This window comes from Laspinema palackyanum D2c, from assembly GCF_025370875.1.
GTDB lineage: Bacteria > Cyanobacteriota > Cyanobacteriia > Cyanobacteriales > Laspinemataceae > Laspinema > Laspinema palackyanum.
This window is the reverse complement of the sequence record NZ_JAMXFD010000004.1, coordinates 328,929-349,561: the sequence shown is the minus strand read 5'-3', so window position 1 is coordinate 349,561 and position 20,633 is coordinate 328,929. Positions and strand designations below refer to the sequence as shown.

Annotated in this window: 15 protein-coding genes; 8 read left to right on the top strand and 7 right to left on the bottom strand. The window is 47.2% G+C overall.

Annotated elements, in window-relative coordinates; translation table 11 throughout:
• The first annotated feature begins 459 nt into the window (after positions 1-459).
• Positions 460-1,404, top strand: a complete 945-nt coding sequence (locus tag NG795_RS08190) for a metallophosphoesterase (RefSeq protein WP_367288158.1) — start codon at positions 460-462, stop codon at positions 1,402-1,404.
• A complete protein-coding gene (locus NG795_RS08185) occupies positions 1,328-1,672 on the top strand; it encodes a response regulator transcription factor (RefSeq protein ID WP_367288157.1) in 345 nt (114 codons plus the stop codon). Before NG795_RS08190 ends, NG795_RS08185 begins: the two co-directional genes overlap by 77 nt.
• Here the strand turns inward: NG795_RS08185 and NG795_RS08180 are convergent.
• Together NG795_RS08180 and NG795_RS08175 are read right to left on the bottom strand one after the other, a co-directional pair.
• Positions 1,636-2,925 (bottom strand): hypothetical protein, encoded by a 1,290-nt coding sequence (locus NG795_RS08180; RefSeq protein ID WP_367288156.1) that lies wholly within the window; start codon positions 2,923-2,925, stop codon positions 1,636-1,638. The two genes, NG795_RS08185 and NG795_RS08180, sit on opposite strands and share 37 nt — an antisense overlap.
• 369 nt (positions 2,926-3,294) lie before the next feature.
• Positions 3,295-3,504 (bottom strand): hypothetical protein, encoded by a 210-nt coding sequence (locus NG795_RS08175; RefSeq protein ID WP_367288155.1) that lies wholly within the window; start codon positions 3,502-3,504, stop codon positions 3,295-3,297.
• Positions 3,505-3,507: 3 nt separating this feature from the next.
• Between NG795_RS08175 and NG795_RS08170 the strand changes: the two genes are divergently transcribed.
• Positions 3,508-3,741: a hypothetical protein gene (locus NG795_RS08170; protein ID WP_367288154.1), complete on the top strand. Its 234-nt coding sequence runs from the start codon at positions 3,508-3,510 to the stop codon at positions 3,739-3,741.
• Complete coding sequence (locus tag NG795_RS08165; protein WP_367288153.1) at positions 3,738-4,094, top strand: hypothetical protein; 357 nt, start codon at positions 3,738-3,740, stop codon at positions 4,092-4,094. The genes NG795_RS08170 and NG795_RS08165 overlap by 4 nt, the downstream gene beginning before the upstream one ends.
• Before the next feature lie 231 nt (positions 4,095-4,325).
• Here NG795_RS08165 and NG795_RS08160 read toward each other — a convergent pair whose 3' ends face one another.
• The 3 genes from NG795_RS08160 to NG795_RS08150 all read right to left on the bottom strand — a co-directional run bounded on the left by NG795_RS08160 (position 4,326) and on the right by NG795_RS08150 (position 12,589).
• Entirely contained in the window at positions 4,326-5,666 is a 1,341-nt protein-coding gene (locus NG795_RS08160; protein WP_367288152.1) for a TIGR03279 family radical SAM protein, read from the bottom strand.
• Between the two features lie 205 nt (positions 5,667-5,871).
• Positions 5,872-11,277 (bottom strand): trifunctional serine/threonine-protein kinase/ATP-binding protein/sensor histidine kinase, encoded by a 5,406-nt coding sequence (locus NG795_RS08155; RefSeq protein WP_367288151.1) that lies wholly within the window; start codon positions 11,275-11,277, stop codon positions 5,872-5,874.
• A gap of 259 nt (positions 11,278-11,536) precedes the next feature.
• Positions 11,537-12,589 (bottom strand): undecaprenyl-diphosphate phosphatase, encoded by a 1,053-nt coding sequence (locus NG795_RS08150; protein ID WP_367288150.1) that lies wholly within the window; start codon positions 12,587-12,589, stop codon positions 11,537-11,539.
• A 454-nt stretch (positions 12,590-13,043) separates the two neighbouring features.
• Here NG795_RS08150 and NG795_RS08145 point away from each other — a divergent pair, with 454 nt between their 5' ends.
• The 4 genes from NG795_RS08145 to nadB all read left to right on the top strand — a co-directional run bounded on the left by NG795_RS08145 (position 13,044) and on the right by nadB (position 17,538).
• Positions 13,044-13,727, top strand: coding sequence for a DUF3120 domain-containing protein (locus NG795_RS08145; RefSeq protein WP_367288149.1), 684 nt, complete (start codon positions 13,044-13,046; stop codon positions 13,725-13,727).
• A gap of 223 nt (positions 13,728-13,950) precedes the next feature.
• Entirely contained in the window at positions 13,951-14,943 is a 993-nt protein-coding gene (locus tag NG795_RS08140; protein ID WP_367288148.1) for an adenylate/guanylate cyclase domain-containing protein, read from the top strand.
• 224 nt (positions 14,944-15,167) lie between these two features.
• Positions 15,168-15,596, top strand: coding sequence for a photosystem II complex extrinsic protein PsbU (psbU, locus tag NG795_RS08135; RefSeq protein WP_367288147.1), 429 nt, complete (start codon positions 15,168-15,170; stop codon positions 15,594-15,596).
• Positions 15,597-15,780: 184 nt separating this feature from the next.
• Positions 15,781-17,538 (top strand): L-aspartate oxidase, encoded by a 1,758-nt coding sequence (nadB, locus tag NG795_RS08130; protein WP_367288146.1) that lies wholly within the window; start codon positions 15,781-15,783, stop codon positions 17,536-17,538.
• Between the two features lie 148 nt (positions 17,539-17,686).
• Here nadB and NG795_RS08125 read toward each other — a convergent pair whose 3' ends face one another.
• Both NG795_RS08125 and NG795_RS08120 read right to left on the bottom strand, forming a co-directional pair.
• Positions 17,687-17,911, bottom strand: a complete 225-nt coding sequence (locus tag NG795_RS08125) for a hypothetical protein (RefSeq protein ID WP_367288145.1) — start codon at positions 17,909-17,911, stop codon at positions 17,687-17,689.
• Between the two features lie 471 nt (positions 17,912-18,382).
• Positions 18,383-20,629, bottom strand: coding sequence for a CHASE2 domain-containing protein (locus tag NG795_RS08120; protein WP_367288144.1), 2,247 nt, complete (start codon positions 20,627-20,629; stop codon positions 18,383-18,385).
• Between the last annotated feature and the right edge of the window lie 4 nt (positions 20,630-20,633).

Genomic DNA, 20,633 nt, shown 5'->3' with positions numbered 1-20,633 from the left:
GCGCGCTTATCTTGACATTTCCACCAACTCGGACATCCCATTAATTCAACCTAAAATTAATCCCTCAATCCCACTAACTGGCAATATCAGCGTTTTTAGACGTTAAACAAAAGAAAGCAAAAGTTCCCTCGACTATCCACTGTCGAGATAACAGTTCAATATTTTTAAACATCTGCCATTAGTTAGAGAGAAAAAACCCCCTATTGATAGATGTGCTTCCTTTTATATCCAAGTAGGTTTAAAGGGAGGTTGACCGTAGCCTCTGCCGAAGATGTTGCAGAAGTTTCACCAAATTCGACCATCGGAAAAGAGGGAGCGAGCAGAAGCCCAAGGGCACCAGCAGTTGGAAAGAGTGGCTTTGTCATCACGCTGAAGGAGGGGCAACCCATTTTAGTGATTAATGCCACATCCTCCAGTTGCTTAAATTCTTCTTTAAAAGTATGAGATAGGTTATCAAAAATGAAGACAATTAAATATACATTGTTGGTTTTGTTAGGAATTTTTGGCTTAATTCTCTTTTGGGGTTTGCTCGAACCGTACCTAATTGACACAGAAGAGGAAGTTGCAGAAATCCCTAATCTTCCCGCTGCTTGGGAAGGGAAGCGAGTTGCACTGATTGCTGACTGGCAAATAGGAATGTGGATGGACAACACCAGTACCATCAGCCGCATTGTGGAACAATTAATCGAGGAGCGTCCAGCACTGGTGCTAATTGCGGGTGACTTTATCTACCATCCAGGTGAAGATCCAAGGGAAGAGATTAGCAAGGCTGTTGAAATTGTGCGATCGCTTCCAGAAGCAGGCATCCCCACCTATGCTGTCTTGGGCAATCATGACTATGCAATGAAAAGCAAGCAAACAACGCCAAACAGACAGTTAGCGGCTCAATTGCATAAAGCGCTTGAAGCAGTGGGTGTGGAAGTCCTCCAGAACGAGGCGGTTGCGATCGGCAACCCAGCCCTAAGAGCAATTGCACCGTCCGAGAATGGCAACCCCACCGCAGCAAACACAGCCGACAACACCCCCCTATACCTAGTAGGCATCGGCGCACACTGGCCAAATAACGATAAGCCGAAAGTCTCGGTGAACTTGGTGCCAGAAGGAACACCCAGGTTGGTGATGATGCACAACCCAGATTCCTTTGAAGCGTTACCTCCTAACACTGCACCTTTGGCTGTGGCAGGACACACTCATGGGGGGCAAGTTCGTCTACCCTTCACTCCAGAATGGTCTTGGATGACTTTTAGTAAAGAAAATGAGGTAAAGGCTGACGGCTGGATTAAAGGATATGGGCAGTCAGGCAATCGTCTTTATGTAAACCGAGGAATTGGTTTTAGCATCCTACCGATACGGCTCAATTGCCCACCAGAGGTCACTCTATTCACACTTCGCTCATCTGTCTAACTCATTGGGATCAGAGGCTAAAGAATTACCGGAAAATCCGCTCACGAGGCGCGAACAGGAAATCTTGGCAATGATTGTAGCCGGACGGAGCAATCAGAAAATTGCAGACCTTCTCTACATTGATCCTGGTACTGTCAGAGTCCATTACACAGAAAAGAGTGGACTCTTTTCTAAGATCCACTCTCTTTTAAACTCTCTTAGCCCTAGCTTTAACAAGCTGGAGTTAAGTCCTTACTTTGCCGAGTCCTTATTGATTCTCTGGTCATGAATGACCACTTTGTCCTTGACTTCAGGACTGCCGGAGATGTGAATATCGCTCTCCTTCTCCTTATTTTTCTCGGCGGCGGCGTCGGCTAGATATTGGGCAGATGACTTAATATCATGCCCTGCACCTTTAGCAGATTGGGCTGCTTTTTGGGCCGAGGACTTAACATCCTGCCCTGTACCTGGAGTAAATGGGGTTGGATTTGGGGCCGAGGGCTTAACATCCTGCCCTGTACCTGGAGTAAATGGGGTTGGATTGGGGGCAGATGACTTAAAATCATACCCTGTACTTTGAGGGGATGGGGTTGTATTTTGAGTCGATGACTTAACATCCTGCTTAACCTCCTGCGCTGCACCTTTAGCAGATTCGGCTGCACTTTTAGCCGATGACTTAACATCCTGCTTAACCTCCTGCGCTGCATTCTTAGCAGAGTCGGCTGCGCTTTTAGCCGATGACTTCAGGGATTCAGCGGCACTCTTGCCAGATGACTCAAGGGAGTGGGCCGCACTTTTTATAGATGGCTCAACTGCTTTGGCTGTCTGTTTTACAGTCGATCGCAGATCCTTAGTTGCCCCTTCAATTTCCTGAGCTACAGCTTTGGCAGAAGGTTTAACTTCATCGGCAGTGCTCTTAATAGAGTCCGCTGCACTTTGTATAGAAGGCTTGACACCTTCCACTGTCTGCTTGACCGAATCTTTTACTTCTCTAATCGTAGGTTGGACTTCCTCGGATGCGCTCTTGACTGCATTTACTACAGAAGGCTTGGTTTCCTTAACTGTCTCATTGACAGATTCGGCTATACCTTTAATCGAAGGCTTGGTTTCCTCAACAGTCTCCTTGACTGCTTCTGCTGTAGCTTTGATAGAGGGTTTAACTTCCTCAGCAGTTTCCTTTACTACTGTGCCTAGATCTTCTACAGTGTGGGTAATACCGTCTGCGACACTGTGGGCTGCATCCCCTAAATTATCTACAGCACGGTTAACCGTATCAGCAGTACCCTTACCAATCATAGCGCCAGCAACGGAGCCTGCTACGGCACCAACGATTCCTCCAGAGCGAGCACCGAGTATCCCCCCGACTGCTGCTCCTGCTATCCTCGCACCTATGCCTGAACCTGATGATTCATCTTGCTTAGATTCTGTATTTTCGTTAGTCTCAGCCTGAATCTGCTGGTTCTCGCTATTGTCAACATTCTTTTCCGGCAAGTCAGGATTATATGCATAAGGCTTGTTAAAATTCGGGTTATTATCCGTCATAATGTCCTGGGTTATTACTACACTCCCTAGACTAACTCTTAATTTATAAGAAAATCTACTGCTGAAGAACTAGATTTAGCTGCTACTTAAGAAATAGATTCTTAAATGCGGGTTATTATCCGTCATAATGTCCTTGGGTATTACTACATTCACAAGGGTAACTATTTATTCCTAAAAAACCCTACTTCTGAAGAACTAGATTTGGCTCCTACTTAAGAAATAGATTGTCCAAGGTACTTACCGCTACAGCCCTAGGGAATCGCTGTTCATTCGAGATTGAAGAAGCGCCAGAGGTGCGATCGCACCTCTGGCGCACAGTCTTAGCTTAGCAATCCCAGAATAACTCATTGCTCCAGACTTGTTAACCGATTAATTGTTGATCTCTAAAACTAAGCGTTGTTGCACCCAGTTGATTTCTGATTTCAGAACATCCAGATGTCGATTCGAGACGGCGACTTGATAGAAATCCTCCGGCAAGGGTTTTTCTGAGAAACTTTTGTCTCGGGCGCGACAAAGCATTAACCGATGTTCCATTAATTCCAACCTTGCCTCCAGTCCTAAATCGCTGAAAAAGAACATTTAATGGTAAAACGATCGCGATTTTTCACCCAGCTATCCTGGGGGTGTTCGAGCATTTTCTGCCGCCAGCGATCGCGCCCAGGGGAGGTAAGGAGAGAAGCCTGTGAAACGATGGCATCAACACCGGAGGGATGGCAGTTTGCCGGTGGGGAACTGCGCCAGGTGAATTTACAGTTCGCATTACACCTAAAACTACAAAATAGTGCTACCTTACAAGAAGTAGTTGGTTATCCGTGAAAGCAGGTATTCCCAGGCATTCTATAGCCCCTCAATCTGGTATAAAAATGCAAAGAGTTCTCTCCTTTTTACTTTCGCCCAAATTTATTGGCATTCTGATTTGCCTTGTTGTTTTTTGCGCTATTTTTCCATTCTTTCTAGCCTTTGCTGGTGTGGGATTGGTTAACTTATTGGGGTGCGGGGGCTCCGGACCCGAAATTACTTGTCCAAACCAGATGATGGGAGAGATTTTGACCTATATGGTTTTGATGCACTGGTTGGCTCTAATTACTCTTCCCACAGGTTTGCTTGTCGCTGGGGTTTTAGTCATTATTCTGGTCTTGCGTTTGGTCATGCTCGAACGACGGCATTAAGAGGAATTTTTCAACACTTTACTCAACTCATGATATAGAGTAGTGGCTAGTTCGTTTAGGTGCGATCGCATCTTGCCGCCTTCCACTCTTCGCAATGTCGATCGCATCCCCCGCGACTCCCGGATGTATCGACGGGAAAGGTGTCGGTAGATCCGGGAGTTCCACAAACTGATTTAGCCGCGCTCTATAAACCATTTCCCCCAGAGGACACTTCAAACTCTTGTCCAAGGGTTATAACGGGGGATTAATACAACCTAAAATTAACCCATCAATCCCACTCACGGGCAATATCGATGTTTTTAATTGAGCGGCCAAATCCTCCACAGTCATATTATCCAAAAACCTCGTTTCTCCATGTTTTAACATCACATCCGGCAGCAAAATGGCATCGCCCAACCTTCTATTTTGCAACCCGTTCAGCAAATCTTGACCTGTTAAAACGCCAGTAACGCTCATGGTTTGTCCCCAGAAATCGCTACAGAGGGCTACCATTTCTATCTGTAATCCTTCTACGGAGTTGAGGCGGTCTACAATGGGTTGAAATGCTTTTTCTACGGCATTTCCGACTACCCAGGTGAATTGTCGCGAGGGAGATACGTTGGGCGGTAATAATTCAGTAGCAACTTCCTCAAATTCATCTAAGAATTGCCGGATTGAACCGACGCCATTGCCGATTTGGGGATAGTCTTCATAGTCAGATTCTAGGGGGACTTCTTCTCCGGCAATCAAAAACCATTCATCGGCTAACCAGGCAAAGGTTGACCCTAATGTTTTGCGGAATTTCGGTTGTAAAGCTTGTACTTGTTGGATGACTTCTCGGGCTTTTTCTGCGGTGACGGGGATGAGTTCATCTTCCTCGGGACGAAAGCGGGTTAAGCCGACGGGGACGACGGCTACGGATGCGACGGCAGGAATGTCTCCTCTGCCAAATTTGGCTAAGTCTAAGAGGGTAGTTTCGAGATGTTTTTCATCATTAATTCCGGGACAAACGACGACTTGAGCATGAATTTGTAGTCGTTTTTGTTGAAACCACTTTAATTGGTCGAGAATCTGGCTGGCGCGAGGATTTTTTAACAGTTGAGTGCGAATTTCTGGTTCCGTAGCATGGACGGAAACGTAGAGGGGAGAGAGGCGCATTTGTTCAATGCGGTTCCACTCTTTTTGACTGAGGTTAGTGAGGGTGAGGTAGGAACCATAGAGAAAACTGAGGCGATAGTCATCGTCTTTGAGATAGAGGGTATCTCGCATTCCCGGGGGTTTTTGGTCGATGAAGCAGAAGGGACAGCGATTGTTGCATTGAATCAGTCCATCAAATAAGGCAGACTCAAATTCTAATCCGAGGTCCTCATCGTAGTCTTTTTCGATTTCTAATTGATGGGTTTTGCCTCGGCGGTCTATGACTTCGAGTTCGAGGAGTTCATCGGAACAAAGAAATTGATAATCAATTAAGTCTCGGGGTTTTTGTTGGTTGATGGAAACGATCGCATCGCCCGGTTCAAATCCCATTTCGGCAGCGATGGAGTCGGGAATTACTTTGGTAATGATGGCGGGACGGATGGAGGATTCACTCATGGAATTTTAGCGGTTCAGGTAGATATTGGGTGGAGTTAAAAACCCGGTATCTCAAAGCAACCGGGTTTATAAGTTTGTCGGTTAAGGGGATGGCAAAATATAACTCATCCAAATGTTCGTAGTGACTCCTTCACCGAGTCATCTTTAAAGGAACCCCTGAAGGGGTTACTACGAACATTTTGGAGGTTTTATTTTTTTGAGGTCCCTAACTAAACCTTGTTCGCGGTTGCAGGGGAATCTCAATGACAAATTCGGTTCCGCTTCCCGGTGCACTGGTGCAGGTGAGTTCTCCGCCATGTGCTTCTACAACGATTTGATAGCTGATGGATAACCCTAAACCCGTCCCGGAACCCACGGGTTTGGTAGTGAAAAAGGGGTCGAAAATTCGCCTTAATACTTCATTGCTCATTCCCGGACCATTATCAGCAATACGGACGATCGCCGAGTGGCGATCGCTCAGTTCGGTGCGAATCTGAATTGTCGGTTTAGCCGTGTTTTCATCCTTTTCTAAGGCATAAATCGCATTACTCAAAATATTCATGAACACCTGATTCAGTTCCGAGGCATAACAAGTGACTCGGGGTAAGGTAGCATAGTCTTCTATCACCTCAATTCCCCGTTGTTCGCCTTCGCATCGCAGTCGGGGTTGCAAAATCATCAAGGTGCTTTGGATGCCTTCATGAATATCCACGGGTTTCATATCCGCTTCATCATGACGCGCAAAGTTTCGCAGGGACAGGACAATATTCCGAATCCGTTCTGCACCTCCTTTCATGGAATCGAGCAGTTTCTGCAAGTCTTCCACAATAAACTCTAGGTCGAGTTCTTCTAGGGTTTCGGTGATAATTGGGGTGGGATGGGGATATTCCTGCTGATAGGTTTCAATTAAATTTAGCAAATCTTGGACATATTGGGAAGCAGGGGTGAGGTTGCCATAAATGAATCCAACGGGATTGTTAATTTCATGAGCAACCCCGGCTACCATTTGTCCGAGTCCAGACATTTTTTCGCTTTGAATCAGTTGCGCTTGGGTGCGTTGCAGTTCATGCAAAGTTTGTTCAAGGCGGGTATTTTTTTCGTTTAACTCCTGGGTGCGTTGTTGGACTTTCTGCTCGACGGAGGCATATAATAGCGCATTTTCTAAGGAAATTGCTGCTTGTGCTGAGAGGAGTCTTAAGACTTCTAAGCGGTTGCTGGTAAAAGCTCCTGTAGTGAGATTATTTTCTAAGTATAGGATGCCAATTAATTGACCGCGATCGAGGATGGGGAGGCACAGAACCGATTTTAAGTTATGGGAAATAATATAAGGGTCTGCGGTGAATTTGCCATCGCTGGCGGCATCGGTGAGGACGACATCGGATTTGGTCCGTTCGACATAGTTAATAATGGTAACGGGGACTTGATCCGGTTCGAGCGATCGCCCTCCCAGGGTTCCCCGTGCAGATTGAGCGACGATCACTTCTTCGCGATCAACAGACGATTCAGCCGCAATGGTGAGTTTACCTTCTGTGGGTAAGATTAAACAGCCTTTTTGTGCACCGGCATTTTCGATGGAGATTTTCATCAGTTTTGCCAGTAATTTATCCAGAACAATTTCTCCCGAAATCGCTTGGGATGCTTTCATTACTGAGGCTAAATCCAGGATACCCGCATGATTATCCGTGGTGGTATGAATCGCGGTGGTGCGAGTGTCGATCGCCCCCGAACTTCGTGGCGATTTGGTCAGTAATTGCGGATAAATTGCCTCTAGTTCGGTAACTTTTCTCAATGCACCCCAGCGTTGATACCCATAATAGGCTTCCTGTAGATGAACTCGGCCATATTTTTGTTTATTCCGTTGGAACCAATATTGGGCCGCCAGTTCGTTAGCTAAGGCTTCATTTTGAATAAACTCATATTTGCGGGCGGATTCTATGGCGCGATCATATAAGTCGAGAGTTTCCTCTTCGTCTCCCGCAATCCGGGCAAGTTCTGCGGCTACTAACAGATATTTATGTTCAAAGTTGTCCGGACAATTGCCCGCCCAAACTTTCATCTGTTCTTGATTAACCGTAATTTTTTGCAAATGCTCGGTTTGTTCTTCCGGTGATGCCTCCGTACAAAGTGCACATAACAGCAGCGAGTGGTAAAAATTATAGTCGGTCGTTGGCAAAGTGCCGGTAATATAAAGCAGATATTTTTCCACTTCTAAGGCACAATTTTTGGCTTCCTCTAGGCGATTATAGAGATAGAGAACCTGTAATTTCCGGATTAAGTAATTACAGAGGGCATAAAATTTGTTCTCCTGGTAACAACTTGCCAAATACTCGGCTTCGCTGGTTTCTTCATATGAAAAATCTAGGGGGTCTGGTGTGATTTTCATTAAATTAAAGAGAGTCAGTTGCAACCCCAGGGCGAGGTCGCTTGAGATTTGATTTTTGGTTTTTTGGGCGAAATGAAAACAGGGAGTGGTTTCCTTACTAATTTGCCCCAGGTTTTGCCCCTCAAAATAAGCATTGAGAACTGTATTATGGAGAATATAGCCTGCATATTCTAAATCCCCCGACTCCAAGGACGCTTGATAGCCTTCTTTGTTGATCAGGTTGGATTCTTTGATATGTTTAAACCAAAAACTTAAACTATTGGCAAATCCAGCACAGGCTTTACTTTTTAGTTCAATACTTCCCCATTTTTCAATTAAATTTAGGGCTAACAATCCAAATTCATAGCCAGATTTATAGTCTCCTAAGACTGAATTGAGCAGGATTCCATAATTGGTAAAGGAAATACAAGATTCAGGGATACTGCCATATTCCAAAGATAAATTTACCCCTTTGAGGACGATCGCGATCCAGAGTTGCGGATCAATCAAGTAGGCTGGCGCTGCAACGGTGGTGAGGAGTTTTAAGGCGATTTTGGTCTCAGGTCGAGTAGTCTGAGGTTCATCAATTAACCGGGCAATCTCTTTCCCTTCCCATTGGGCTTTAGCGGCAGCAAATTCGGCCCCGATCGCCCCTTCTAAATCGGTTTCCGGTAACTCGATTCCCAGAAGTGCGAGGGCTTCTCGTCCGGTTTTTAACCCTTGACTGTATTCCCCACGCAAGACATATTGCAGTAACAGCAGATTCTTGACTTCGGCCTTTTCTAAATCTGAGGGGGTGCGGTTGAGAATTTCCTTGATAAAGGTTTCTGATTCTTCAAAGTTGCCATTGAGATACTCCACCTGTGAGCGCTGTTTGTAGAGTTCCAATGCCAACTCATAATCGCGGTCCCAAATGGTATCGTTGAGACGGTCCATCCCTGCTTTTAGATATTGCTGGGCGGCAACATAGGCCGTGGCATTTTTAGCTTTTTTGGCCGCTTCTAAATTTAAAGTTGCCAATTCTATGATTTCCGCCTCTTCGTGAATTAGCGATCGGCCTACATTCAAATGATCCACCAGTTCAAAGATTTTATCCGCCCAATATTCTTCCGGGGTACTGGCGACTAACATTCGGCCAATTTGGAGGTGAACTGCCTTTTTTTGGGAATCTTCAATTAAAGCATAAGCGGCCTGCTGTACGCGGTCATGTAAAAACTTGTAACTGAGAATTAATAGGGGATTAATTGAACTGGGGTCTGTGACTTCTTCCGGGGTGATGGGGAGGATTAATCCCTCAGCGATCGCCGGGGACATATCGGAAAACGTGCCAAAGGATTCCTTAGCATAAATTAAGGACAGGGTATTTAAGTCAAATTGGTTCCCTAAGCAAGACCCTAGACGGAGCACTTCTTGGGTCGCTTCCGGCAACTTCCGCAATTTGCTGACCATCAATTCGACCACATTATCTGTAATCCCCACCGCCTTAATTTGGTCAATATCCCATTGCCATCCGCCAATTTGGTTTGTCCCGGCATTGGGGTTAAAGGTGAGCAGGTTCTCTTGATACAGCGTCTTCAAAAATTGGTTGACAAAAAAGGGATTCCCTTGGGTTTTCTGCACCACTAATTCTGCCAAGGGTTGTACCGTGGTTCGGTCCTGATGCAACGTCTCACTAATCAGTTGGGTGATTTGGTCAATCCCCAACGGTGTTAAGGTCATTTGATTAATCGTCGCCCCTTGCTTCCGCAATCCATCCAAGGTGAGGGTCAACGGATGAGTGGGGTTGACTTCGTTATCCCGATAAGCTCCAATAGGAAATAGATATCGGGTCTGTTCATCGGTCATCATTAACTCAAGCAACTTGAGGGTGGCCGAATCTGCCCACTGCAAGTCATCCAGGAAAATGACTAAGGGATTTTGTCGAGTGCAAAAGACGCGAATAAAGTTTTGAAAAACTAAATTAAATCGGTTTTGAGATTCACTGGGTCCGAGTTGATTGACCGGATGCTGAAGACCAATAATTAGCTCAACTTCCGGGATAACATCAATAATAATTTGACCGTTTGAACCCAAAGCATTTAATAGTTTTTCTTTCCAAATTTCCAGTTGTTTTTCACTTTCGGTTAAAAGTTGTTCCACTAAATCTGAAAAAGCACTGACAATGGCTGAATAGGGAACATACCGTTGAAATTGGTCAAATTTTCCCGAAATAAAATACCCTTTTTTTTGGTTGATTTTATATTTGATTTCATCGACTAGGGCAGATTTTCCAATCCCGGAATATCCGCCGACTAAAATCATTTCCGTCTGCCCGCCCATGACGCGATCAAAGGCGTTCATAAACCGTTCGATTTCTGATTGTCTCCCATACAATTTTTTGGGAATTTGAAATTTATCAGAAATATCCATACGTCCCAGGGGGAACTCGGAAATGGCCCCGGTGGTTCTCAGTTGGCTGAGACATTCCTCTAAATCAGCTTTTAAACCCCAGGCACTTTGATAGCGGTCTTCAGGACTTTTTGCTAATAATTTGAGGATAATGTTGGAGAGGGCTTTGGGAACTTCTGGGTTATGGTGATGGGGGGGAACGGGTTCGATCGCAATGTGACAATGGACGAGTTCGATCGCATCGGTAGTTTCAAAGGGTAGGCGATCGCTCAGCAGTTCATAGAGGGTCACCCCCAAGGAGTAAAAATCACTGCGGCGATCAAGCGATCGGTTCATTCTGCCCGTTTGTTCCGGGGACATATAAGCGAGAGTCCCCTCTAAGGCATCGGACTTTTCCACCGTGGGATGTTCCCGGGTCAAAACCGTCGAGATACTAAAGTCAATGACTTTAAGTTGTCCCGTCACCGGGTTAAAGGCGATATTAGCCGGATTAATATCTTTGTGGATAATATTAGCCGAGTGCAGTTCCGCCAAACTCTCCGAGATTTTCACTGCCAGGTTGAGAAATCCGAGGAGGGTAAATTTTTGGGAGGTGATTAACTGCCTTAAGGATTCTCCCCCAAAATCCTCTAAGCTCATCATTAAGGTATTTTGATACTTTTCCAGGCTATAGGCTTTAATAACCCCAGTTAAATTAAGAGACCGAATTAATTCATATTCTTGTTGATAACTCGCTAGTTCCTGGTCCGTGGGATAGTCTTTATGGAGAACTTTCAGGATAACGGGTTGTCCATCGAACTCGCGGCGTCCTCGATAGACAAGGGTATTGGCACTTTCATAAATTTTTGCCAGAATTTGATAGCCTGGAACCGATAGCATCATTCAGTTCTCCTGATTAAGGTTCTGCTTCCCTATTATACGCTGAGTCCATGCCAAACTATCAGAGTTTGCCATCGCAGTAGGGTTCGCTGCAAGACAAGGTTGTAAATTAAGTCAGATTGATCGGTTATTGCTTTCATCCCTCGGTTATCTGCCTGAGGCACCCTAACGCTGATGGCATGGAATAACCCAATCAACCTATTGTTTTGAGCCCCTCCCTTAGCGGGTGGGAAATGAACAGTCTGATAGTCTGTATCCTTAACTAACCCTGTATCCAACCCAAGGCCAGAGCAATTAAAATGACACAGCCAAAGGCTATCCGATACCAGATAAAAACCCAGGTGCTCTGGGTTTTTAAGAAATTAATCAGCCATGCGATGGAGAGGTAAGAAAAGAGGGCGGATGAAATCAATCCTCCCACCAGGGGGACCATGCCGATGCTGTCCAAATTAGAGGTCAGCAGATCCTTGAGTTCGACTAATCCCGCTAAGGTAATGGCTGGAATGCCAAGCAAAAAGGAGAACCGGGCGGCAGTGGTGCGATCTAACCCCATGAATAATCCAGCAGTAATGGTAGAACCGGACCGAGAGAACCCGGGAACTACGGCGAGTACCTGGGCGAGTCCCATCAATAGACCATCTTTAAGAGTCAGTTGTCCGAAGTTGCGTTTTCGCACCCCAAACCGTTCAGCAATCCCGAGTAAGATTGCCATGAAGATCGAGACAATGGCGATCGCGGTGATAGTCCGAAGATTTTCCTCGTAAAACTCCGGAATCACATATTTGATAATTAACCCACATACAATAATGGGCAAGGAACCGACGAGAATGCCCAGAACAATCCGAAAGTCCTGGTCCTCATATTCACGCCGCACCAGGGCCCGCACTGCTCCATTGCCTAGGCTACTCAAATCGGGCCAAAAATACCAGAGTACGGACCCGATGCTCCCCAGTTGCAGAACAGCAGTGAAGGCAACCCCGGGATCTCCCCAACCCAGGGCCACGGGGACGACTTGTAAATGGGCGGTACTGCTAATCGGGATAAATTCGGTCATTCCCTGGACGAACCCGAGGACGATCGCCTGAAATAAATTGATCGAGGTTTCCGGTTCAGTCATCTCCAGGATGTCTGATGCAGTTTCCGTCGCGGCCAAGATTTGCGGACTCGATGTCAACCCAGCTAGGGAAGTGGTGATGTCGGTAACGTGACTGGACCCGAGTAATTCGCTGCTGAGTGCTTTGCCTGTGGTGGCGATCGCCATCCCGATGGCACCAAAACTCCCGAGGGTGAAAAACTGATTGCGTGATAGTCCCATGAATTTTTCCGATGTTATCTGTCTGTAAATCTAAATTTGACCTTCAAAGGGGATGGATTTATTCCAGGAGAAGTTCTTAATCTTCTTTTTTCCTAGATTCCTGGAGAGGAGATCACACTCAAGCCACTCTACCCCAGGGTTTTGTCCCCTGTTGACAATGCCGAGCGAGCAGAACAAACGCATTATATTCTCAATTGAGAATTTAAGATGTAGCCACAAGCTGGAACGCCAAATTTTGCATTGATTCTATAAAATCCCGGGTCATCCATCACCGATGGCCCCGGTTTTTCCTGTTCTTTTCCCCGGAATTTCAGGAATCGGTTAAAATTTAGGCAGGGAAATCCCCTAGGGGGGGATATTTCTTGTGATATCTTAAATAAGATGAAGTTAAGTAAAGAATATTAAAGAGTTGTTAAATAAATCGTGGTCTTCTTACACCGACCCTGGAGTAGCCGTGAAATCTGTAAGCCTCAGTCTGAATCCTTCGTTTAGCCCCATCGGGATCGCTCAACGGTGGCGGATGTTTGCCGCTGCCGCCTTTCTGGTATCCGTCCCCGTCTTCTTTGAAGCCCCCTTAGTGCGGCATCTGCCGATACTGGCGGTGGCGATGACTGTGGGTTGGTTAGGGCTGGCACAAGTGTTGCGATCGCGCGAGGGTAGCCAAATTTGGGGGGATTTATTAATCGGATTTACCGGCAGTTGGTTGGCGGGAGCCATCTACTGGGGATGGTTTCGATGGGAACCTGTGCTGCACTTACCCCTAGAGGCGATCGGGCTACCCGTGGCCCTGTGGTGTCTGTGGCGCGGCCAACTGGCGATCGGTAGCTGGTTCTATTTGGGGTCCTTATTTGGCACCACCGTCACTGACGTTTATTTTTATGTAGTAAACTTAATTCCGCACTGGCGACAGTTGATGCAAGTCGAACCGGAACTGGCGATTCCGATTTTTCAGAGTGCGATCGCCCTCGTCAACACCCCCTGGGGCTGTGGTTGGGCTGCGGTACTCGGAATTCTGTTACTAGCAGTTGGCAGTTTACCCTTACGCTCTCCTAGGCTAAAATGGTGGGCATTCGGGGGAGCCGTATTGAGTACAATTGTTGTAGACAGCTTCTTTTGGCTGGCCGCCCTAGCCGCCTGAAGAGTCGGATTAGAGCTTGAATCTTCCCTCTTACAGGGTTAAGCATCTAACTTAAAAAGGGGTAAGCATCGTTGAAGGGGGATGTGTTCAAAATCAACAAGACCACCCCACAACCCACTACTTTCAACAGACCTTTCCATGAGAAAGGTGTTGGACCTTCAGTCTAGGGTTACTCCTTTTAAAATTAAGAGCGTTACAAATCCATAACGTTGGTGCTTAACCTGTGGCAAATCTCCCACCTACTCCTCATCTTGTACTGCGAACTGACGCAGGGAACCGCTATCTCCCCTTAGTGGGAGGTAACTGCTGGACTATTGGACGAAGTGAAGATAATAATTTCGCGATCGGGGACCGCTGGATGTCCCGAGCCCATGCCATGCTGCAGTGCATGGACACGGGAGAATTTTATTTGATCGACCTCGGGAGTCGTAATGGCTCCTTTGTCAATGGCCGCCGCGTGAGTATCCCCGTGATCTTGCACAATGGCGATCGCCTGACTTTCGGACAAACCGATCTCGAATTTTTTTGCCCGGTAACTGATATCAGGGACGACTCAGAAGAGTTCATAACCGCCAAGGATTTTACCGTCACTGCCGCCTTGCACGTGCGCAGGTTAATCTCCGTGATGGTGGTTGATATCCGCAACTTTACAGTTTTGACCCAACAACTGGATGAGAAAATCCTCTCAGAAGTGATTGGCACCTGGTTCCGCTGTGCAGGGAATATTATTCGCGATCGCGGCAGTTGGGTGGATAAATATATCGGCGATGCCGTGATGGCAGTCTGGTTTCACAGCACCCAAGAAGTCAGTGACGAAGAGATGCTGCGAATCTTTCAGGCCCTCAATTCCTTGTATGAAATTACCGAAGACCTGAATAAACGCTATCCCCTGCCCTTTCCGCTGCGAATAGGGGCCGGAGTCAATACCGGATATGGCATGGTCGGCAATACCGGATCGGGCGATCGCCCAGACTACACCGCCTTAGGAGATACCGTCAACGCCGCCTTTCGCTTGGAGTCCGCCACTAAAGAAATTGGCCTAGATATTGCTCTGGGTGAAACCACCTATAAATACTGTCGGACCGTCCCTGGACATGAGGACTTGTTCAAGCAGCACAGCGTCCATCTCAAGGGGTACGAGAAGCCAACTATCACCTATGCTTGCTCCTTTGCCAACCTGGATGCCTTTTTGCGTTCCCAAGCGGCCAAACCCTAAAATTCCCCCGTTAAACCGAAGCCGAACTCAAGCCCATTGGGGCATAGGCTCGGCTGTTTAGGGGCAGTTGAGCCACTGCCCTGACTCTCAGGGGATCACGACCCTTGGGATACAGACCCTCTCGGGAAAAAATCTGCTGATTTAGCAGAAATCCAAAAAAAATCTGTAGGTAAAATGGTAGTCTCTATTAAAAGGCTGTTTATGAGAAACAAAGGAAAAAAGTTATGCAAAGATTGGTTCGCCTAGTGGCAGTCTTCGGCTTAGTCGTGGGTTGTCTGGGATGGTTAGGATTTCCTCAAAATGCAGCCGCTGCGGGCTGGAGCGGGATCTCCTGGCAATCCACCCTCTTAGTCTCCCAACCCCTGTATCGCAATCCCGTCGATGAGAAGCTGGCGACGGAGTTTGGCGAAAAAATTGACTTAAATAACACCAACGTTCGGGCTTTCCGGCAGTATCGGGGGCTGTATCCGACCTTAGCCGGGTTAATTGTCCAAAATGCTCCCTACGAGAAAATTGAGGATGTTTTAAGCATTTCCGGCCTGAGCGATCGCCAAAAAGAATTGCTACAAGCCAATCTGGATAATTTTACCGTCACCGACCCTGAAGTCTCGTTAATTGAAGGCGACGATCGCATCAATAACGGCTATTACTAAACCGGGTCCTGTTCCGGTAGAACAGAGCTCGTTAATTTCGTCCTTTGTCAATTAAGGTAATATAAAGAGCTTCTATAAGGCTGCTAAATCATGATGAGCGATCGGCTGTAGGCCCTTTTCCCCCGCTGCAAGACCCCAGAGGGTTAGGGAGAGATGGGCGCGACAGCGACCCGAATGCTCCATAATGATTTACCCTGGCCTATATAATCGGCTCAACTACTTGACAAGGGGCGATTTTTCATTGAGCAATCCGTCACAGTTTGATCCCGGTCTCAATCAGAGCATACCCACCGCTTTTGATGTATTGGTCGTCGGTGCAGGTGCTGCGGGTTTGTATTCAGCCTTGTGCATCCCCAATACTTACCGCGTGGGTTTGATTGCCAAAGATAGCTTGCCGGTGTCTGCAAGCGATTGGGCGCAAGGGGGTATAGCCGCTGCGATCGCCTCCGATGATTCCCCCAAGTTCCATATTCAAGATACCCTCGAAGCCGGTGCTGGGTTATGTGATCTGGAGGCGGTGAAGTTTCTCGCCGAACAAGCACCGGACTGTGTGCAAAACTTGCTAAAACTGGGAGTGGCCTTTGACCGAGACAATCAAGGCACCCTAGCCTTAACCCTAGAAGCAGCTCACTCCCATCGCCGAGTGCTTCATGCGGCAGATACCACGGGTCGAGCCATTGTCAGCGTCTTGAGCAGTCGCGTCTTGAGCTGTCCCCATATTCAGGCGATCGAAAATGCCGTGGTGTTGAATCTGTGGATGGACCCAGAGACCGAACGCTGTCAAGGGGTGCGCTTGGTCTATCAAGGTCAGATCTATTGGGTCCGTGCCGGTGCTGTAGTTCTCGCCACGGGCGGCGGCGGTCAAGTCTTCGCTCAAACGACTAATCCCTCCGTGAGTACCGGGGATGGGGTAGCAATGGCATGGCGTGCCGGAGCCCTGTTAAGAGATTTAGAATTTTTTCAGTTTCATCCCACCGCTCTCACCAAAGCAGAGGCCCCCAGATTTTTAATCAGTGAGGCGGTCCGGGGTGAGGGCGCTCATTTGCTGGACGATCGCGGATATCGCTTCATGTTTGATTACCATCCCGCCGGAGAACTGGCACCGCGAGATGTGGTCAGCCGTTCAATTTTTATGCATCTCCAGAATTGGGGAACTGATCCGAGCCCGGGATGCGTTTGGCTGGATTTGCGATCGATTCCCGATGAAACGATTCGCCATCGCTTTCCCAATATTATCCAGGTTTGTCAAACTTGGGGAGTGGATTTGTTTAAGGAACCCATTCCCGTGGCACCGGCGGCCCATTATTGGATGGGCGGGATTCAGACGGATTTGTACGGACGGACCTCGATTCCCGGTTTGTATGCGGTGGGGGAAACGAGTAATACCGGAGTGCATGGTGCCAATCGGTTAGCGAGTAATTCTCTGCTGGAATGTCTCGTATTTGGTGCTCAGTTAGGGGCGATTGAAATTGAGCCACATCCGGAAGCCTCGGGACCCCCCGAGACAGTCACTGTAGAGAGTAGTCGCTTGGGAGCCGATTTAGCGGCACAGCAGGCTTATATTCAAGAACTGCGGCGATCGCTACCGTTGCTGGTTTGGCAAAGTGCGGGAATTGTGCGCGGACAAGCGGCTTTAGAATTGGCGATCCGGCAAATTAACATTTGGCAAGCTGAATTTGCCGCCCTTCCTATTTCTCAATATTTATTAAATCCGGTGGGGGTTCATAGAGTCTCTTTTTCTATCCCCAATGCCAATGAACTACTCGTGCAATGGTCGGAAACCCGCAATTTACTGGATGCTGCGTACTTGATTCTTACCAGTGCCATGTTTCGGACCGAAAGTCGTGGCGGTCACTATCGGTTAGATTATCCCCATACGGATCCTAATTGGCAAGCTCATACGGTGGTTCAGAACCAATCCTGGCGCAGGGTTCCCTTGTGATTATTCTGCCCTTTCTCGCGATAGCTATTTCTTTCAAAGAGTCGTAGGTTTGGCTCTCCTATAAATATAAGATGAAGCGTCAGGAGTAGCCCAGATTGTAAAGCAACGGGAGGGTTTATCCCTAAAATCTTGAGGGCAAGTCTTAGAACTAAATGTAGCGGGTTCCGGCTCCAGGTGTTTCACCCTGGGGCTTGCCGTTACCCGGTCTTGGCGGTTCATATTCGGCAATGGAAATCTCCGGATTCGAGCCGGTTGTATTCCGGAGCGATTCGGGACTCAAACTTCTTTGCAAGCTCGTCACGACTAGGGCGGTCCCTAGTAAGCTGCTGATTGAAAATAGAGTGATTGTAGTAGACCGAAGGAACGTAAACATAACACCCTTGACCCCATATAATAACCTTCCTAGTAGATGTCCCCTGTTGATTTAGTTTATCAGTAGATTCACGGATTTGTCCAGTACCTGAAAATTTTTGTTGGGGTCCGTATCGTGGATTTACCGAGGAAGTTTTTGAGGGGTGATATCCTGCTGTGTCGCGGAAAACCTCGAATTTCAATGAAATTCACCAAAGTTGAACTCGGCACAGGTTCAGGGTTATCCGTATTTACTCTTACTCGGCTGTGGTGAATGGATCGCTGTTTTCTAAAATGTCTAGTAACCTTGACAATTCTGTTTATGTATTGATTGATTTAATTCTTAACATAGATTAATATTTTCCATAAACAATCCGAATATCCCCCCCGTTTAATTGCGGGTCTGGGGTGGCGAAATTAAGCCGATGTGGATTTACAGAGAACTCCTCGATCTCCTGGCTCCCGGCTCCTTCATCTTCCCCGGTCCTGAAGTTTAGGAAACTTCATAAAATTCATATTGATTTTTACCGAGTTCTTTAGAACGGTACATTGCCGCATCTGCAAGCTTAATTAAGGTATCTGCATCTTCCCCATTCAAGGGGTACAAGCTAATTCCGATACTAGCGGTGACCTGAATCGAGTTTTGGGCGATCGCCACAGGCTCCCCTAAGGTCGTCATAATTTTCTGTGCCACACTTGCCACATCTTGCGGGCGAGGAATGGCCGGTAAAATCACGGTAAACTCATCTCCCCCCAGACGTGCCACCGTGTCACTCCCCCGCAGACAGGCGCTCAGTCGTCTGGCCACTTCTTTTAATAATAGGTCGCCGCTGTCATGTCCGAGGGTATCATTGATTTGTTTAAATCCATCTAAATCAATAAACAAAACCGCAAGCATTTGGTTATTAATCGCCGCCCATTCTAAGGCTTGATTCAGCCGGTCTGAAAATAACTTTCGGTTGGGAAGATTGGTCAGGGTATCATGATAGGCTTGGTGGCGTAATCGGTCTTCTGAAACTTTTAATTCTTGATAAGACTGAGCTAACTCTGAGGCGGTTCGTTTGAGTTCTTCTTCCATTTTTTTGCGTTCAGTGATATCTCGAATCACCCCAACCAAGAAGACATTACCCGCTGAATCTTTATGCAAAGACCGTTTTGTTGCAATATAATGTATGCTTCCTGTGGCATCGGTTAACTTGGCTTCATTTTCATGAGGTAAACCTGTGGTCAAGACCCATTCATCTTCTTGCCAAAAAAGATTGGCTTCATCGGTGGAAAAAATTTCATAATCGGATTTTTCGAGAACCCCTTGTAAAGGATAGCCAATGAGTTGACAATAGGCTTGATTTAAGACAATCCAGCGATGGTTTTGATCCTTCACAAAGATGGGGTCGGGGATAGTATTGATAATTTGGTCTAAAAAGTCTTTGGATTCAGCAAAAGAGCGTTTTAATTTTTCTTCATGATAAGCAATATAAGAGGTGAGCAACCCCGCCGAACATAAGAGGGTTAAGAGGGGAGGAATTAAGGGGACCCACCAGCCCATGAAAAAGAGAACCGTTGCGGTCCCGAACAGGGTGACGGAAGCCAGGAGGATGGTGCCAGTAAGGCGAACCGGCGATCGCCAGGTGGAACTAATGAGGGCACCGGCGATCGCCCACAGCACAATCCACAGCCATTCAATGGGTTCAGACCAGAACAAAATTGAGGGAGGACGGTCATCTAAGGCTGCACTGAGGATTTGGCTGACAAAATTGGCATGAAGCTGGACCCCAAAAACTTTTTTAGGGGCCTGGAACAATACGGCACTATTGGGGGTGTAGAAAAAATCATTGAGACTCGTCGCCGTCGAACCGATCAAGACCACGCGATCGCGTACCCAATCTGCCGGGACCTCCCCCTGTAAAACCTGCCTCATGGACACCTCACGATAAGGAACCAGTTGAGACTGACCCGGGGACCCCACATGAAAATTAGCCAGCACTTGATATCCGCCATTATCTTGGCGGATATAGGGTCCATTATTGGGTTCAAACCAGGGAAAGGTTCGGGGACCCAGTTGGAAATGCTTGGGATGCTCAGGTGAGGGTTGAAGTTTAATCCCTTCGGCTTCCAGATAGAGCAAGGCGAGCTTTAAGGCAAAACTTTGGTAGGATTTCTCGTCACTCCATAGATAAAGCAGATTACGACGGAGTTTGCCATCGGAATCGATCGCCACATTGTTAAATCCCACCGCATCCAATTCGGCCAAGACTTTGGGAGGACGGACCCCAACTAGGTTGGTGGCGATGGGGACCTCTTCAATGCCAATTAGATTCGGGGTGGTAGCAAACACCTGTTGTAACTCAGCATGACCCGGTTCCACGGGAATATCTCGATAGAGATCCAGACCGATCGCCCGGGGAGAGTAGCTATCCAGTTTTTGCAACAGTTCGGCTAAGAGGCGATCGGAAATCGGCCAGGTTTGGAATTCCCGGATATCCGTTTCATCAATTCCCACAATCAGGATGCGCTCATCCGGGGGTTCCGGGGGACGCCACCGAAACATCTGGTCATAAGCGGCCCATTCCAGAGACTGCAACAGTCCCGTAGAGCGCAGAACCAACAGGAAGCCAGCTACACCGACAACAGCCTTAAAGGGAAGCCAGATGCTCCCACTCCAGTCGGGAAGTCTATGTTGCCACCGTTGCCGCAGGGAACTCCAGAGTAGTTTTGGACCTTTAAGGGGCTGAATTTTCATGAAA